Annotated in this window: 12 protein-coding genes; 8 read left to right on the top strand and 4 right to left on the bottom strand. The window is 48.3% G+C overall.

What is annotated here, in order from left to right:
• Window positions 1-68: 68 nt before the first annotated feature.
• Window positions 69-587, top strand: coding sequence for a gamma carbonic anhydrase family protein (locus NDK19_RS14710; RefSeq protein ID WP_250632662.1), 519 nt, complete (start codon window positions 69-71; stop codon window positions 585-587).
• Here NDK19_RS14710 and NDK19_RS14715 read toward each other — a convergent pair.
• Together NDK19_RS14715 and rsmG are read right to left on the bottom strand one after the other, a co-directional pair.
• Window positions 571-1,365, bottom strand: a complete 795-nt coding sequence (locus NDK19_RS14715; RefSeq protein WP_250632663.1) for an amidohydrolase — start codon at window positions 1,363-1,365, stop codon at window positions 571-573. The two genes, NDK19_RS14710 and NDK19_RS14715, sit on opposite strands and share 17 nt — an antisense overlap.
• A complete protein-coding gene (gene rsmG / locus NDK19_RS14720) occupies window positions 1,352-1,999 on the bottom strand; it encodes a 16S rRNA (guanine(527)-N(7))-methyltransferase RsmG (RefSeq protein WP_250632664.1) in 648 nt (215 codons plus the stop codon). The genes NDK19_RS14715 and rsmG overlap by 14 nt, the downstream gene beginning before the upstream one ends.
• 290 nt (window positions 2,000-2,289) lie before the next feature.
• On the opposite strand from rsmG, the gene NDK19_RS14725 reads away from it, so the two are divergent.
• On the top strand, window positions 2,290-3,747 hold the full coding sequence (locus tag NDK19_RS14725) for a M20/M25/M40 family metallo-hydrolase (protein WP_250632665.1): 1,458 nt from the start codon (window positions 2,290-2,292) through the stop codon (window positions 3,745-3,747).
• 80 nt (window positions 3,748-3,827) lie between these two features.
• Here NDK19_RS14725 and bshB1 read toward each other — a convergent pair whose 3' ends face one another.
• Window positions 3,828-4,544: a bacillithiol biosynthesis deacetylase BshB1 gene (bshB1, locus tag NDK19_RS14730; RefSeq protein ID WP_250632666.1), complete on the bottom strand. Its 717-nt coding sequence runs from the start codon at window positions 4,542-4,544 to the stop codon at window positions 3,828-3,830.
• A 42-nt stretch (window positions 4,545-4,586) separates the two neighbouring features.
• On the opposite strand from bshB1, the gene NDK19_RS14735 reads away from it, so the two are divergent.
• Together NDK19_RS14735 and hemF are read left to right on the top strand one after the other, a co-directional pair.
• Complete coding sequence (locus tag NDK19_RS14735) at window positions 4,587-5,732, top strand: cystathionine gamma-synthase (RefSeq protein ID WP_250632667.1); 1,146 nt, start codon at window positions 4,587-4,589, stop codon at window positions 5,730-5,732.
• A 277-nt stretch (window positions 5,733-6,009) separates the two neighbouring features.
• Complete coding sequence (hemF, locus tag NDK19_RS14740) at window positions 6,010-6,903, top strand: oxygen-dependent coproporphyrinogen oxidase (RefSeq protein ID WP_250632668.1); 894 nt, start codon at window positions 6,010-6,012, stop codon at window positions 6,901-6,903.
• A gap of 9 nt (window positions 6,904-6,912) precedes the next feature.
• Here hemF and NDK19_RS14745 read toward each other — a convergent pair whose 3' ends face one another.
• Window positions 6,913-8,829, bottom strand: a complete 1,917-nt coding sequence (locus NDK19_RS14745) for a beta-N-acetylhexosaminidase (protein ID WP_250632669.1) — start codon at window positions 8,827-8,829, stop codon at window positions 6,913-6,915.
• Between the two features lie 107 nt (window positions 8,830-8,936).
• On the opposite strand from NDK19_RS14745, the gene NDK19_RS14750 reads away from it, so the two are divergent.
• The 4 genes from NDK19_RS14750 to NDK19_RS14765 all read left to right on the top strand — a co-directional run.
• Window positions 8,937-9,830, top strand: a complete 894-nt coding sequence (locus tag NDK19_RS14750) for an alpha-1,2-fucosyltransferase (protein WP_250632670.1) — start codon at window positions 8,937-8,939, stop codon at window positions 9,828-9,830.
• Window positions 9,831-10,143: 313 nt separating this feature from the next.
• Window positions 10,144-10,938 carry a UDP-2,3-diacylglucosamine diphosphatase gene (locus tag NDK19_RS14755; RefSeq protein WP_250632671.1) on the top strand — a complete coding sequence of 265 codons (795 nt, stop codon included), beginning with the start codon at window positions 10,144-10,146 and terminating at the stop codon, window positions 10,936-10,938.
• Window positions 10,928-11,710 carry a hypothetical protein gene (locus NDK19_RS14760; protein ID WP_250632672.1) on the top strand — a complete coding sequence of 261 codons (783 nt, stop codon included), beginning with the start codon at window positions 10,928-10,930 and terminating at the stop codon, window positions 11,708-11,710. The genes NDK19_RS14755 and NDK19_RS14760 overlap by 11 nt, the downstream gene beginning before the upstream one ends.
• A gap of 132 nt (window positions 11,711-11,842) precedes the next feature.
• Window positions 11,843-16,569: YDG domain-containing protein (locus tag NDK19_RS14765; RefSeq protein ID WP_250632673.1), on the top strand; the 4,727-nt coding region annotated here is incomplete at its 3' end.

The following is a 16,569-nucleotide window of genomic DNA, read 5'->3' on the forward strand; positions in this document are numbered from 1 at the left end:
TAAGATACGTCGCAAATCAGGTAAGTTTTGCGGCAAAACTACGAAGACGCTAACTCTTATACAATGTTATGGCTCTGATTAAAGCAGTAAACGGGGTGATGCCCGTTATCGGTGAAAACTGTTTTCTTGCCGACAATGCAACCGTTGTGGGGCAGGTAACGATGGGTGCAAATTGTAGTGTATGGTTTAACGCCGTTGTGCGAGGCGATGTCAATAGTATTACCATCGGGCATACTACCAACATTCAGGATGGTGCGGTTATCCACTGTACCTATCAGCGGGCGGCAACCGTTATAGGCAACCGCGTATCCATCGGGCACAATGCCATTATCCACGGCTGCACGCTGGAAGACGATGTGCTTGTTGGCATGGGCGCCATAGTGATGGATCATGCAGTCGTTCAAAAAGGTGCGTTTATTGCTGCCGGAGCTATTGTGCTGGAAAATACGGTATGCGAAGCGGGATACCTTTATGCAGGTATTCCTGCCAAAAAAATTAAACCAATTGACGATAAACTGCGCGATATTTTACAGCGCACACCCGGCAACTACGTGATGTACAGCCGCTGGTTTATGGAAGAAGCCTGAAGCGGTCGGCATCGTTTTGAAAAGGAAACGACTGCCTGAATTTGTTCAACTGCTGTTTGTCCAAAGTAACCGTTGCTTTTGCGCTTACTTCTTTGGCGTAGAACAACTCGTGCCCTGTATAGTCTATCACGGCAGACTCTCCGGTGTAATAATGTCCGTAGCCGTCGGTGCCGATGCGGTTTACGCCGACGCAATAGGCCTGATTTTCAATGGCGCGGGCTTTGAGCAGCGTACTCCACGCATGTACGCGGGGAGCAGGCCAACTTGCCACATAAATCAGCAGGTCGTAGTGCAGCTCGGCGCGCAGCCTTGACCATACGGGAAAGCGCAGGTCGTAGCAAATCATCGGGCAAATGCGCCACCCGTGCCACTCAATTACCAGCGGCTCTGTTCCGGCAGTGTAGCGGTTGGTTTCGCCAGCCATGCCGAACAGATGCTTTTTGTCGTAGTGCAGGTGTTTGCCGTTGGGCTGCATCCATAAAAAGCGGTTGTAATATTTTCCGTTTTCTTGCACAATGTAGCTGCCGCATACTGCCGCATGGGTCTGTGCCGCCATTTGCTGCATCCATTTTTGTGTATGCAAGTTCATGGGTTCTGCCAATTTTTCCGGCGACATGGAAAAGCCCGTTGTAAACATTTCCGGCAGAACGATTACGTCCGTGGGGGTTTCCAACTGCCAAATCATTTCTTCAAACATCGCGCGATTTGCTTCGGGGTTCTCCCAGTGCAAATCGGCTTGCAGTACGCTGATGCGCAGTTGCTCCTCAGGCATGTGCATATACTAACTTTTTGGTTTCAAAAAACTCTTCGGAAAAATAGTGACGCAGTTCGTAAAATTTAAAAAAGTGCGGAAAATCGGCAAACTCTTCCAGCAGGTCGCCGCCTTTGAGGCTGAGCAGCCCGTTGGGCACTTCGTGCTGCGATTTTTTGGCAATCAGGTGCGATGTCCACCGCCAAAACGTGTTGATTTCCGCAACGGCGCGACTCAATACAAAGTCAAACTTTTGCGTTACCTCCTCCGCGCGGATTTGCATGGCTTTTACGTTGCTCAATCCCAACTGTTGGGCAACATCTTCCACCACGCGAATTTTTTTGCCGATGGAGTCAATCAGTAAAAACTCTACATCGGGGAACAATACGGCCAGCGGAATACCCGGAAACCCTCCCCCTGTACCCACGTCAATCAGGCGGCTGCCCGGTGCAAAACAGATGATTTTTGCAATGGAAAGCGAGTGCAATACATGCCGCTCATAGAAATTTTCCGTGTCTTTTCTGGAAATGACATTGATTTTGCCATTCCATTCTTCGTAAATCGGGTACATATCCAGAAACTGTTGGCGTTGTTTTTCGCTCAGTTCCGGAAAATATTTTTCTACGATTTTAAACAGTTCGGTTGCCTGTGGATTTGCCATAAGGCAAAGTTATGGCTAAATTTAGGCTTTGATGACAGGAGGCTGTGTTTTTCTGTGGTAATAGGTAAGCAGTTGAGCCAAACAAATTGGTCTTTCGGATTTCGGACTTGGGATTTCGGACAGGGAAAAATCAGCGAACAATCGCAAATCTGCCCGAAATTCGTGTTCTAAAAAAGTTCACTGCACATTTCCTCTTGTTCAATTATGCAATATGGAGAACCGGCACATCTCAAAAAAATGTTATCGGGTTTTGACACCGCAAAATTTTCTCATTTAAATTTTTCTTACACATGAAAAAGCAATTTCTGGCAGCCGTTTTCTCACTGATAGCCCTTGGGGCTGTTGCGCAAAACAGTGATGAAATCCTGCAAAAAATCTATCGCGAAGCAACTGACCATTCACAGGCGTATGCTGCCTTAGACAAAGCCTGTAAAACCATCGGCCACCGCCTTACAGGCAGCCGAAACGGTGCCAAAGCAGAAAAATACACCCATGATTTTTTGAAAAAGGCAGGCTTAAAAGATGTCCGCTACCAGCCTTTTGAGGTGCAGTCGTGGTCACGCAATACCGTTTCGCTGGGAATAGATGCGGTAGGCAGTGATGCCTTCCCTGCAATGCCTACGGCAACCTTGGCACATTCACCCGCAGAAGCGAACGTAACTGCTCCCATTGTTGATTTGGGCAATGGATTGGCTGCAGATTTTGAAGCCGTAACCATGAAAAACATCGAGGGACGAATCGTATTGATGAACATAGGCCTTAACGATGTGCCTGCCGGAACAAAAAATCTGCATCGCTCGGAAAAAACGGCGCTTGCCATCAAATACGGTGCCGTGGGTGTAATTATGATTAACAACGCTCCCGGCAAAATCCTGCTCACAGGCACGGCTTCCGTTACGGGCAAAACCATTTCCGTTCCTGCTGTCAGCATTACCAACGATGACGGCATCAAACTGCGCGAAGAACTGAAAACGCGCCCGTTGATGGCACGCATCAAAATGACAAACAACATCGGCAATATCAAGGCGCGCAACGTAATCGGTACAATTCCGGGCAGCGACCCTTCGGCAGGTAAAATTGTGATTGGCGGCCATCTGGACTCTTGGGACTTGGCAACAGGCGCTGTGGACAATGGCATCGGTTCTTTTACCATTCTGGATATTGCCCGCACTTTTGCCGCACTAAATCTGAAACCTAAACGCACCATTGAATTTGTGATGTTTATGGGCGAAGAACAGGGGCTTTTGGGCTCGCGCCAATACGTGGAACAGGCAATTGCGGACGGCAGCATCAAAAACATAGACCTGATGATTAACGTAGATATGACTTCCAATCCTACGGGCTTTGCCGTACAGGGGCAACCACAGGCGGAGGCTTTTTTCAAAGCAATTGGCGAAAAACTGAAAGCAATTGACAATAGTTTTACCAATACTTTCAGTTCGGGAGCGGGGCTGCATTCCGACCATCAACCGTTTATGCTGCAAGGCGTGCCCGTAATGAATTTTTCAGGAAGCCTGCCGGCAAGTGTTGTGCAGTGTTACCATGCCGACTGCGACAACATGAATCTGGTGGATGAACAGGCTTTGAAGCATACGGTGCGCATGATGAGCATGGCGCTTTACGAAATTGCCAATGCACCGGAACTGCCGTTGCAAAAAATGGATGATGAAACCGTTAAAAACTTCTTGATTTCCAACGGATTGAAAGAGCCGCTCGTAATCAGTGGCGACTGGCGCTGGGGCAAGTAAAAAAATGGCTTAGCAAACAAAACCCCGACAGGTTGCAACAACTTGTCGGGGTTTTGTTTATTCCGTATCCTGATGATTTTTTACACTGTGTCAAACAAATCTTTCACGCCGATTTTGCGGCTGACGGTAAATCCCTCGCCGTATTGTACGCGGATAGACTGTCCCATTTCGCGGGCGCGTCCTTTCAAAAAATCCATAAATTCAGGTGTGGCAATAAAAGTAGGCTCATTGTTCATCCCGGGCACGTAAAACTGGGTCTGATAAGCCAAAATAGCCTGCATTTTTTGTTCCCAATAGTTGGAAATATCTACCACCAAATCAGGCTCTACATAGTTGCTTTGCAAAATGTGAAATATCTGCTCCGGTCTCCATGCTTGCTGTACTTTGCCTTCAAATACGGTTTCTATTTTTTTCAAGCCCGAAAGGAAACAGGAATCTTCCACAAGTTTGGCACCGCGTGCATGGTCGGGGTGGCGGTCGGCAATGGCATTGGCAATCACGATGCGCGGCTGAAATCTGCGAATCTGCGTAATGAGTGCCCGCTGATGAGCTTCGTCATTGACAAAAAAACCGTCTTTGAAACCCATGTTTTCGCGCACGGCAAGCCCCATGATGCGGGCAGCGGTTGCGGCTTCCTCGGCGCGGGTTTCTACTGTGCCGTTCGTGCCCAGCTCGCCTGCCGTCAGGTCTATGATGCCGACTTTGTAGCCTTTGGTTGCATGTGCAATCAGTGTGCCTGCACAGCCCAGTTCAGCATCGTCGGGGTGTGCCATTATTGCCAGAATGTCCAATTTCATGGCGCAAAATTGGTAGATTTGCCGCTCAAAACCTGACTTCACATGAAATTTGCCACCAAAGCCGTTCATGCAGGCGTTCAGCCTGACCCTTCTACGGGTGCTATCATGACCCCGATTTATCAGACTTCTACCTACGTGCAGGAGTCGCCCGGCAAGCACAAGGGCTATGAGTACGCCCGCACGCAAAATCCGACCCGCGATGCTTTGCAGGCAAGCCTTGCCGCATTAGAAAATGGCAAACACGGGCTTTGCTTTGCTTCGGGGCTGGCTGCGATAGATACGGTGATTAAAACGCTCAACCCGGGCGATGAGGTGATTGCTACCAACGACCTCTATGGCGGCACATACCGACTCTTTGTGCGCGTTTTTGAAAAATATGGCATTCGGTTCAAGTTTATTCCGATGAATGATGCCGAAGCAATCGCCGCGCATTTTACCCTGCAAACCAAGTTGCTTTGGATTGAAACACCGACCAATCCGCTGCTGAATGTGATTGATATTCAGCGCGTTTGCCAAATCGCACACGCACACGGCGCAAAAGTGGCGGTAGATAATACATTCGCTTCGCCCTACCTGCAAAACCCGCTGGATTTGGGCGCAGATTTGGTGATGCACTCCGTAACCAAGTACATCGCGGGGCACTCCGATGTAGTAATGGGTGCGCTCATCACCAACGACGACGAGTGGGCGGCGCAGTTTAAATTCCTGCAAAATGCAGCGGGTGGAGTCCCCGCACCGATGGATTGCTTCCTTGTGCTGCGCGGCATCAAAACGCTGCACCTGCGCATGAAAGCCCACTGCGAAAACGGACAAGTTGTTGCTAATTTTCTTGCCAATCACCCCAAAGTGGGACAGGTTTGGTGGCCCGGGCTGCCTTCGCACCCTAACCATGCGGTTGCAGCATCGCAAATGCGCGGCTTTGGCGGTATGATGTCGTTCACGCTCAAAAACGACAGCGTAGAAAATGCCATCCGCGTGATGGAAAATCTGGAGCTTTTCAGCCTTGCCGAAAGTTTGGGCGGAGTAGAGTCGCTTTGCGGACATCCTGCTACGATGACTCATGCAAGCATTCCGAAAGAGGAGCGCGAAAAAGCCGGCCTCCGCGATTCGCTCATCCGCCTCAGCGTCGGCATTGAAGATGCCCAAGACCTTTGCGAAGACTTAGACCGCGCCTTGGCATTGGTTTAGGGTTTATTGTATAGAACGCGGATGATGGCAGATTTCGCGGATGAACACAGATATTTGATTGATAAGCGTACTTTCGGAAAAATGATAAGGTGGGAAAATGCGGTTAGCGCTACCGATATTAAACCCCTAAGGGGTATTCCGTAATTGCATGCGCGTTGCACGCGCCGTTGCATGCGCTGCACCTTGTGCCGTAGGCACTGCATATCGGTAGCAAAATACCAATCAGCGTAAACCCGCGTCATCCGTCCATAATCCGCGTTCCAAAAAAAACAACAATATGAAACAAACGATAGAAAACTGGTTTCAGCACCTGCAAGATGATATTTGCGCAGCCTTAGAAATTGCCGACGGCATCGGCAAGTTTGAGCAGGACTTGTGGCAGCGCGAGGGTGGGGGAGGCGGCAGAAGCCGCGTGATGCGAAACGGTGCGGTGATAGAAAAAGGCGGTGTCAATTTTTCTGCTGTCTTTGGCGAGCCGCCCGAAAAAATGCTTGCTGCATTAAAACTTGACAAGGCAGATTTTTTTGCCACGGGCGTATCCATTGTGTTGCATCCACGTAGCCCCATGGTGCCGATTATCCACATGAACGTGCGCTATTTTGAAATGAGCAACGGCATCTGGTGGTTCGGCGGCGGTATTGATTTGACCCCGCACTATGTAGTACCTGAGCAGGCAACTTGGTTTCACCGCCAACTGAAAGCCGTTTGCGACAAGCACGATACAGCCTATTATCCCGAATTTAAAAACTGGGCAGACGATTATTTTTACATCAAACACCGCGGAGAAACGCGGGGCATCGGTGGCATTTTCTTTGACCACCTGAACACCCAAAAAACAGGCAAAATCAAGGAAGAACTGTTTACTTTCGTGCAGGATGTGGGCAGAGCTTTTGCACCGATTTACACGCATCTGATACAACTCAACCGCAATTTGCCTTTTGGCGAACGGGAAAAACAGTGGCAGCAACTGCGGCGCGGGCGCTATGTGGAATTTAACTTGGTGTGGGATAAAGGCACTAAGTTTGGCTTGGACACCGACGGGCGGACGGAAAGCATTTTAATGAGTATGCCGCCTCAGGCACACTGGGAATATAATTTTATTCCACAAGAAGGCAGCCCCGAAGCGGCAACACTCGCGCTGTTGAAAAAAGGAGTAGATTGGGCGAATTAAAGCGCACTTTTAATCAAACAACTCCTTTTCATGCTGGCCTGCGCGCCTTTCTAATTGCGCAAGCGGCAAAGTAATCAGATGACCGATGGGTTTTCCTGCTCTGTAAGTAACTACACGCAGCGTAATGGCTCCTTCCGGCAGTTCAAAAGGCTTTTCATAGCGCGGTGAGCGATTGTCGGGCATGGAGTCGTCTATGGTATAATAAATTTGCAAGTCGGGAATTTCCGTTGCCATTTCAACTATCAGGTTGCCGTTTTTTTTGGTGGTTTGGATGATAGCATCATACACCGATTTGGCATAATTGATACCTGCTACATCGGCGCGAAGAAAATGGCGCTCCATGCGGCGGGTAAAATCCTGCCAGTTTTTGCCTTCCTTCGGCGACCACGCTACTTCCGACAAAGCCCATGCGCGCGGGTAGCTCATGTATTCCAAATGGCGGAAATTGGGAATTTGTTCTGTCCAGATATTTCCCTGCGCACCCAAAATATATTGCGGGTTAATGCCTTCGGGTACAGGCTCAAAGCTGTAAACTTTTTTGGCGCGCAGCGAAGCGTAAATAGGCGGCTCAATGCTTGCCTCGCCTTGCTGATAGTCAAAATAAGCGTAGGTTGTGGGCGACATTACGACTTGATGTCCTTCTTTGGCTGCTTCTATGCCGCCTTTCATACCGCGCCAACTCATGATGGCCACGTCGGTAGGTACGCCTCCTTCCAGTACTTCGTCCCAACCCATCATTTTTTTGCCTTTGGATTTGATGATTTTTTCTACTCTACTCATGAAATATCCCTGCAAATCTTCTACGTGCCTGATTTTGAGTTTTTTCATAAGAGCCTGACAGTCAGGATTATTAGCCCAATAGCCTTTATAACATTCGTCGCCGCCCGCATGGATGTAAGGAGCGGGAAACAACATGGCCACTTCGGTAAATACTTTGTCCAAAAATTCATAAACTTTCTCATCGGATGGATTCAAAGTGTTGTCCACCAGCATTTTAAAAGTTCCGTTTCCGTACCATTCCGAAAATGCCGTTCCCGGATTTACATATACCTTCTGTTGGGTACAACTCAATTCGGGATAGGCGGCAATGGCAGCCATACTGTGCCCGGGTACATCTATTTCAGGAATAATGGTTACGTGTCGTGCCTGCGCATAGGCGACAATTTCGCGGATGTCATCGTGGGTGTAGTAGCCGCCGTAAGTGGCGGGTTCATCGGGTTGCGGGTCTTTGCGGGTGTTGAAATGGCCGTAGCGCTGCACCCGCCAAGCACCCACTTCGGTGAGTTTGGGCAGCGATTTAATTTCTATGCGCCAACCGTTGTCATCGGTCAAATGCCAATGTAACGTGTTGAATTTCAGGCGCACCATTTGGTCAATGTATCGCTTCACTTCTTCTTTGGTGAAGAAATGACGGCTTACGTCCAGCATGATGCCGCGCCAGCCAAAGCGGGGATAGTCCAAGATTTCTACTGCCGGTATTTGCCAGTTGGCAGTTGTGGCAGTCGGGCTTTCTATTGCTTCGGGCAGGAGTTGTAAAAGCGTTTGCATACCGTAAAAAAGTCCTGCACTTGTGTTGGCATTTATTTGCACGACTGCCGAAGAAACTTTCAGTTGATAGCCTTCTTTGCCGATTTTATCATCTGCATTTTTGTTGATTTGCAGCAATACACTGCCCGATGAGGATTTTTGAGGCTTTACGTTCCAGCCCGTAGCCCTGTTGAGGTGCATGGCCAGCATCTCTCCGACGGGTAGGGCGGCATCATCTGCACAGGCAATTTTGACGGCAGGACTCAGTTTAAAAAATCCTGTTTTTGTTTGTAGGCTGACCGGCCGCGGAATCAGCGCGATGCCGTCTTTGGAAGATTGTGCCGGCAGAGATAGTCGGCAAAATGATACCAAAACAAAAAAAATCAGTAGTTTTTTCATTTTCGCAAATCAGATTAGTGAGTTTGCAAGGTAATAAAAAAATGGTCGTATTGCGCAGATAGCGCATTTGCCGAAAAAGAAGGATTTTCGCAGGCAAAATGTTTTTTATGCTGATTAACAGGTTATCGGGCGGCTTGGGCAACCAATTGTTTCAATATACTTTTGGTTTGTATCTGGAACTGATTCACCGACGCAAAGTGCTGACAGATGCCGCCTATCTGTCGGCTAACAGGGGGGCGTTGTTGCTGACACAGCGAGATTACAGTCTGGATATTTTCAATGTTCGCCCCCGATTTTGCAATCAGTGGCATCTGGCGCTTTTTCAGCAAAGCCGTTATTGGCGTTTGAATGCTCTTGCTGAAAAACTTTTTGACATTCGGGCGTATCAATACGTAGAAGAGTCCGACAATTTTTCGGGGGCGGAACATCTACCGCGCCATGCTTTGCTGACGGGGATTTGGCAGGATTACCGCTATGTGCAGGCTGTGGCAACCGAACTCAGAAAGCAACTGCAATTTCGGCACAGGCTTGCCAAAGAGGCTCTGCATTGGCAGCAAAAAATTGATAATCAGCCTATTGCAGTGGCATTGCACGTGCGGAGGGGTGATTATCTGAAACCGCATGTGGCACAGTTGCTGCCGCCGCTTGCTTGGGATTATTACCTGCAAGCCATTGAAAAAGTGCAACGTCAATTCGGGGCAGAGGCGTTTTTTTATGTTTTTTCTGATGATACGGAATGGTGCCGCACGCAATTTGCAACCATTGATATTCCCTATGCCATTGTACCTAATCGTTTTGACAATCAGCCTTTTGCAGATTTTCAATTGATGACCCGCTGCCGACATTTTGTAATTGCCAACAGTACTTTTTCGTGGTGGGGGGCATGGTTGGGCACAGCTCCCGACAAACAGGTATGGACACCTGCTCAATGGTATGCCACCCCTGAATTGAATCGGGAAAAACGGTCTAAATTAGTGCCGCCCGACTGGCATACTGTTTAATTTTGCGCATCCTGACTGATTTCAGCCACATTCGTGGGAGGGTATGCACCATGTTTATCAGTAAGTGAGCAGTTTACCGCGTTCTTTTCTTTCGCTTATTAAACTGCTGGCAGGGACTTTGTCCGCTGACAGAGTTTTATTAGGCTATCCCTGCCGGCGGCTGAAAGCGCGGCTGCAAGCCCTGTCAGTGGATTCGGATAAAAGCGTTTTAATCTGCTCACCTGCTTCCAAGAAGCATGTGGAATAACAGGTGCAAACCGAACTGTTTATTTGTTGAAAATCAGAGGGTTAAAAAATTACCGAAGGCTGTTTTATGATGATACCCGAAATCAACCTGCAAGCAAATCAAAAGCTGTATTTCGCATCCGACTTTCACTTAGGCTATCCCGATTATACCACAAGTTTGGAAAGGGAGCGAAAAATTATCCGTTGGCTGAATGCGGTGCAGGATACGGCAGCGCATATTTTCCTGATGGGTGATTTGTTTGAGTTTTGGTTTGAATATGGGCATGTTGTACCCAAAGGGTATGTGCGGCTGTTGGGCAAAATTGCCGAATTGACCGATGGGGGAGTGCCTGTGAGCATCTTTACGGGCAATCATGACCTTTGGATGTTTAAATATTTTACACAGGAATTGGGTACGCCGGTTTATTACAACCCGCAATCGTTTGTTTGCAACGGGAAAAAACTGCTCATCGGGCACGGTGATGGTTTAGGCCCCGGAGACATCCCTTACAAGCTGTTGAAAAAATACTTCTTTGAGGTCAAATTTTTTCAATGGTGTTTTGATAAACTCCCTGCTTTTATGGGGGTAGGATTTGCCAATGCGTGGTCGCGCGAAAGCAAGAAGAAGGGCAGTGTACACCATTTTTTGGGTGATGACGAATGGATTTGGCAATATTGCAAGAAAAAACATCGGGAAAATCCGCATCATTTCTACATTTTCGGGCATCGGCACTTCCCGCTTGACCTCACCGTAACGGCTGACAACTGTGATTTTACGGGGCGCTATATTAATTTAGGTGAATGGATGAATTTTTGTACCTATGCCTGTTTTGACGGAACACATGCCCAATTGCACAGTTTTGAAAATACTTATGCTTTGTAGCCTGCTGTTAGGGGGGGAACTCTGCGCACAGGATACGCTGCGGCACTATAAAACGATTACTGTTAAACAAGTCGTAGCACTCTCGGCAGACAATTACGACAACATTTACATAGCCGATAAACAGGGAAATATCCACTCCTACGATTCGCTTGGCAATCATTTGCTGACCTACTCGCCGCCGGAAGTGGCAGAAGTAACCTTGCTGGATGCTCGTTCTACGGTGCGCATTTTTGCCTTTTACCGCGAATTACAGGGCTTTGCGCTGCTCAATCGCTTCCTTACCCCCATTGAGTTGTACCGATTTCAACTGCCCGACGGCGGCTTTGTACGCATGGCGGCTCAGGCGGCTGATAATACCTTTTGGATTTATGATGATGTTGCTTTGTCATTAAAAAAATTTGACAAAAAATTTGGACGCACCCTGCTGCAAACCGATTTGAGCCTGCTGCTGCCCAATGCCTCGTTAGACATTACCTACATGGCAGAGTATCAGAACATGCTGTTTGTGCTGGCAGAAGGCTACGGGATTTTGCAGTTTGATAATATGGGGAATTTCATTCGTCGCTTGCCTGCCGCAAGTTCTTGTTTCACGCTTAGTGGAGATGCTGTTTTTTACTTTGAAAACAAGCAAATTATCAGGCAAGAACTCTACTCCAACCGGCAAACAACATTTGTTCTTGATATTCCTGTTACTCAAATGAAAGGGCTGGTAGTAACGGGTAGTGGCATCATCACACTTGAAGAAAATTTGTTAAGATTTTGGCGGCAGTAGATTTAACAAAGTACATATGTGATTTAACCATTTCTTAACATACTCTTAGAAGCCGATGGCGGAAATTTGCGTCTCCTAAAATAAGGTATTATGCGCAAATTCTACACATTTTTTCACTTGCTCTTTTGGGGCATGCTCTTGTTACTCGTGCCGCTGAATCAGGCATGGGCACAAGCTGTTTCCATGACAGGCACTACTGGCTCTTACAGTCAGGATTTTAACACACTTATTACGATAGGTACGGGCACATGGACTGACAACAGTACGATTTCCGGCTGGTATGCCCAGCGAAGTGGTACCGGGACAACTATTGTAGCTAATGACGGTGGCGCTAATGCAGGCAATCTCTACAGCTATGGCACAGCAACGACCTCTGAACGTGCATTGGGTAGCGTAGGTTCAGGCGGTGCTGGAGCAGGTAATTTTGCATGGGGGGTACAATTGCAAAACAATACAGGTAGCACTATCACCAACCTCACATTAGCTTACACAGGCGAGCAGTGGAGAAATAGTGGAGCGGTAGTTCAATCTGTTACAGTCTGGTACAGAATATCTGCTACCGAAAATACAGCGCTTACACCCAACAATAGTACAGGTTGGACGCAGGTAACAGCACTTGCTTTTAATAGTCCTGTTACCGGAGGAACAGCTAGTCCTTTGGATGGTAATGCGGCCGCTAATAGAGTAGTATTTCCTGCTACTGCTATTTCAGGCTCGCTTTCTATTCCTGCCGGACATTATATCATGATTAAGTGGGATGACCCTGACCACTCCGGCGCTGACCATGGTTTGGCAATAGACGATGTAACAATTTCATGGACAAGTGCGCCTAACCCTGCGCCCACTGCCGCACTGACCACGGCTCCTAACGTTACTTCCGGTGGGGGTACAGCGTATAACTTTACGGTTACTTACACAGATAACAGCAATGTTAATTACAGCACGCTTGACAATAACGATATAGAAGTTACCGGCCCGGGCGGTTTTAGCCAGTTTGCTGATTTTATCAGTGCTGTGCCTGCCGCCAATTCGCCCAGCATTGTGGCAACCTACCGCATTACGCCTCCCGGTGGTTCTTGGGATGCAGCCGATAATGGCTCTTACACTATTGCGATGCGTGCCAACCAAGTTACCGATGATGCAGGTGCTCCTGTGGCTGCCGGTACCTTAGGCAATTTTAACGTCAATATATTTGCGGCCATTTCTTTAACAACCGCTCCTTACACACAAGATTTCAACAGCCTTGCTAACACCGGAACAAGCAATACCACCGTGCCATTTGGTTGGTATTTTGCTGAGTCGGGCACAGCAGCTAACGCTGCCTATCGCGCTGACGACGGTGGTTCAAATACGGGCGATACTTACAGCTACGGCGACACAGGCAGCAATGAACGTGCTTTTGGTGGCTTGCAGAGCGGTTCATTAGTGCCTGTTATAGGTGCTGCCATCACCAACAACACAGGTGCCCCAATTACATCGCTGCGCATTCTTTATAAAGGAGAATTGTGGCGCGTAGGTACTGCTTCGCGCGAAGACCGATTGGATTTCCAGTACAGCACCGATGCTACCGGTCTTACTTCGGGTACATGGACAGGAGTAAGCCAGTTAAACTTTTCAACGCTTAATCCTGCATTGGCTTCTTATGTAGGCACAACAGGTGCAAAAGACGGTAATGTAGCTTCTGTTTCAATTGTACATACGATTACAGGCTTAAATATTCCTGACGGCGCAACTTTCTGGATTCGTTGGTCAGACTTTAATGCTGCCGGTTCTGATGACGGTTTGGCCATAGATGATGTGGTGATTCAGGTTGATACGGGCACGCCTCAGGTAGTGCTTAATTCTGCTCCGAATGTTACCGTAGGCGGAGGCACTTCTTATGATTTCAGCGTTACCTATACCGACAACGTGCTTGTTGAGTACGTTACGTTAGGCAACGGCGACTTACAGGTTACCGGCCCGGGCGGCTTCAGCCAGTTAGTAACCTTCGTAAGCGCTGTACCTGCCACAAGTGCACCAAGTATTACGGCAACTTACCGAATCACTCCTCCCGGAGGTTCATGGGATGCGGCGGACAATGGTGTATATACCATTGTCATGCGCACTAACCAAGTGGAAGATAACGAGGGATATGCGGTAGACGGCGGCACGATTGGTACGTTTACGGTGAATATAGCCGGCCCGATGACCATTGCGGCTGCTCGTGCCACGCCTTTTGGTACAACAGTTACGGTTACGGGTGTTGTTACGGTTGCCAACCAGCATGGCGGTACCGTATTTATTCAAGATGCTACCGGCGGTATTGCTTTGTTTGACAATACAGCACCTTTTATGAATCAAGACCCTGATTTGCTTATTGGCAAAGAGGTTACGGTTACGGGCGTTGTATCGGAATTCGGACGCAGCGGTGGTACATATCCTGCCGGTACGCCTTACAGTGGTCTTACTCAAATTTCACCCGTTCTTTCATATACCATCGGTGCAAACGTAGGTGCGCCTGCGCCTAAGCCGCTTACGCTGAATACATTAAGCGAAGCAGATGAAGGCGAGTTGATTGAAATACCGAATGTTACATTTTCTATCAACAACCGTGGTATATTCGTACCTAATGCAAGTTTCTCTATTTCGGATGCTTCCGGCAGCGGCGTATTACGCACGCCTAACACCATTTTCAACAACTTTAATTTGTTAGGCAAAGTCATACCGGCTACTTCTGTTAAAATCGTGGGTGTTTTGAGCCAGTTTGCAGGCGGGTATCAAATTGTGCCGCGTTTTGTAAGCGATGTTGATGGAGCAACTTCTGCTACTACTCCTCACGATGCCATTCCTGCCAATGAAACGCTGGATATTGTAACCCTTAACGTGGAATGGTTCGGACATCCGAGCAACGGGCCTACTGATGACAACTTGCAGCGTACCAATTTGGCAACTGTTCTTAATCAGTTGCAAGCCGATGTTTATGTGTTGCAGGAAATATGCAATGTGGCACAGTTTAACAGTTTGGTGAGTGCCATGCCCGGCTATGCGGCTAAACTTGTAACAGAATGTTTCTCCAACCGTCCTTCTTCGCCTACCGGTGCACAGATAGATGATGGACAGAAAATAGCATTTATCTACAAAACATCGGTTATTACGCCCGATGCCACATTTAACGGAGGTGAACCGCTCTGCTATTTATCAGGTTATCCTGTACCTCCCGATTATCCGCAGCCTTTTGGTGCTTCAATTAGCAATCCGAGCCGTTTCTGGGCAAGTGGCAGATTCCCTGCATTGTTTGTAGTAGATGCTACAATCAACGGTGCTACTCGCAAGTTGCATTTGTTTGGTATTCATGCGCGTGCTAACAGCAGTTCTGTTGCTCTTGAAAATTACAGTATGCGTAAATTTGACATCAATGCGTTCAAGCAACGCTTAGATGTGGATTTTCCGAATGCTAATATCATTGTTGCGGGTGATTACAACGACGACGTGGATGTTACGGTTTCCGATAATCCGTTAAACGGCCCGTCTACATACGATGTGTTTGTCAATGACCCTGCGGCCTATCGTGTGTTGAGCGGTTCATTGAGTGCTCAGGGATGGCGTTCTTATGCCTCTCGCACCAACATGATTGACCATATCATGGTTTCCGATGAGCTGTTCAATAACCATTTGGCCGGTAGTGAGTTGGTAATAGACCCATACTCTTTGTTGCCTAACTTTAACTTTAATACAACTGTTACCGACCACCTGCCCGTAGGAACTCGTTTCCGCTTCGCAGAAATAACCGTAACGCCTGCATCTTTGGCAGCATTCAATACAACTTACGGTACTCCGGCTGCTGTTCAGAGTTTTACGGTTAGTGGAGACTACCTCTCCGCAGGTATTACCATTACTGCTCCTGCCGGATTTGAGGTTTCTACCAATTCTTCATCAGGTTTTGCGGCAAGTATTACCATAGGAACGGCTCCGACGGTTGCCGCTACTACTATTTATGTGCGTTTAAAAACCGATGCAACCGTAGCAGGTAGTCCTTACAGCGGAAATATTACAGTAGCAAGTGCAGGTGCAGCTACCAAAACCGTAAGCATCCCGAATAGTACGGTAAGCCCCAAACCGCTGACCGTAACGGGTGCCATGGCGCAAAACAAGGTTTACGACGGTACAACAACGGCAACCATCACGGGTGCAAGTTTAGTAGGTGTCATTGCGCCTGATGTAGTCACCGTATCGGGCAGCGGCACTTTTGCCGACAAGAACGTAGACACGAACAAACTCGTAACCGCCAACCTGACGCTGGGCGGCGCGGATGCAGGCAACTATACCCTCACGCAGCCGACAGGTTTGACAGCCAACATTACGCCTAAACCTTTGACCGTAACAGGCTTAACCGCTCAAAACAAGACTTTTGACGGCAATACCAATGCAACCATCACAGGTACGCCTGTGCTGAGTGGTGTCATTCCGGATGATATGGTGAGCTTGACAGGCGCGCCCGTAGGTGCGTTCAACACACCAACCGTAGGTACCAACAAACCCGTAACGGTTACAGGTCTTTCTCTGACAGGTTTGGATGCGAACAACTACGTCTTGCAACCTTTGACCTTGTTGGCATCCATCAATGCCGCCGTTCCTCCGCGCCCCGTTCCTGCGCCTCCATCAGGCTTAAACCTGAGCACGCTGCCTGTTTTGCAGGACAGAGTGTTTAACCCGCAAGGTGAGCTCATCAATGCGCAGATGCAGTTGCAAAACGGTCAGACGGCACAGCGGACGGTTTCAGGGCCGATAGTCCCCGTGTTTGAGCGCGGACAATTGGTCGGCTATCGCATCACAGGTGCAGGTACGGTATGCTTCACCTTCTTCGGTGAGCCCAATACCAA

Source organism: Rhodoflexus caldus (assembly GCF_021206925.1).
Classification (GTDB): domain Bacteria; phylum Bacteroidota; class Bacteroidia; order Cytophagales; family Thermoflexibacteraceae; genus Rhodoflexus; species Rhodoflexus caldus.

Bases quoted from the DNA above. Each gene is read 5' to 3' on its own strand.
- NDK19_RS14710 (WP_250632662.1), top strand. From the start codon at position 69: ATGGCTCTGATTAAAGCAGTAAACGGGGTGATGCCCGTTATCGGTGAA.
- NDK19_RS14715 (WP_250632663.1), bottom strand. From the start codon at position 1,365: ATGCACATGCCTGAGGAGCAACTGCGCATCAGCGTACTGCAAGCCGAT.
- rsmG (WP_250632664.1), bottom strand. From the start codon at position 1,999: ATGGCAAATCCACAGGCAACCGAACTGTTTAAAATCGTAGAAAAATAT.
- NDK19_RS14725 (WP_250632665.1), top strand. From the start codon at position 2,290: ATGAAAAAGCAATTTCTGGCAGCCGTTTTCTCACTGATAGCCCTTGGG.
- bshB1 (WP_250632666.1), bottom strand. From the start codon at position 4,544: ATGAAATTGGACATTCTGGCAATAATGGCACACCCCGACGATGCTGAA.
- NDK19_RS14735 (WP_250632667.1), top strand. From the start codon at position 4,587: ATGAAATTTGCCACCAAAGCCGTTCATGCAGGCGTTCAGCCTGACCCT.
- hemF (WP_250632668.1), top strand. From the start codon at position 6,010: ATGAAACAAACGATAGAAAACTGGTTTCAGCACCTGCAAGATGATATT.
- NDK19_RS14745 (WP_250632669.1), bottom strand. From the start codon at position 8,829: ATGAAAAAACTACTGATTTTTTTTGTTTTGGTATCATTTTGCCGACTA.
- NDK19_RS14750 (WP_250632670.1), top strand. From the start codon at position 8,937: ATGCTGATTAACAGGTTATCGGGCGGCTTGGGCAACCAATTGTTTCAA.
- NDK19_RS14755 (WP_250632671.1), top strand. From the start codon at position 10,144: ATGATGATACCCGAAATCAACCTGCAAGCAAATCAAAAGCTGTATTTC.
- NDK19_RS14760 (WP_250632672.1), top strand. From the start codon at position 10,928: ATGCTTTGTAGCCTGCTGTTAGGGGGGGAACTCTGCGCACAGGATACG.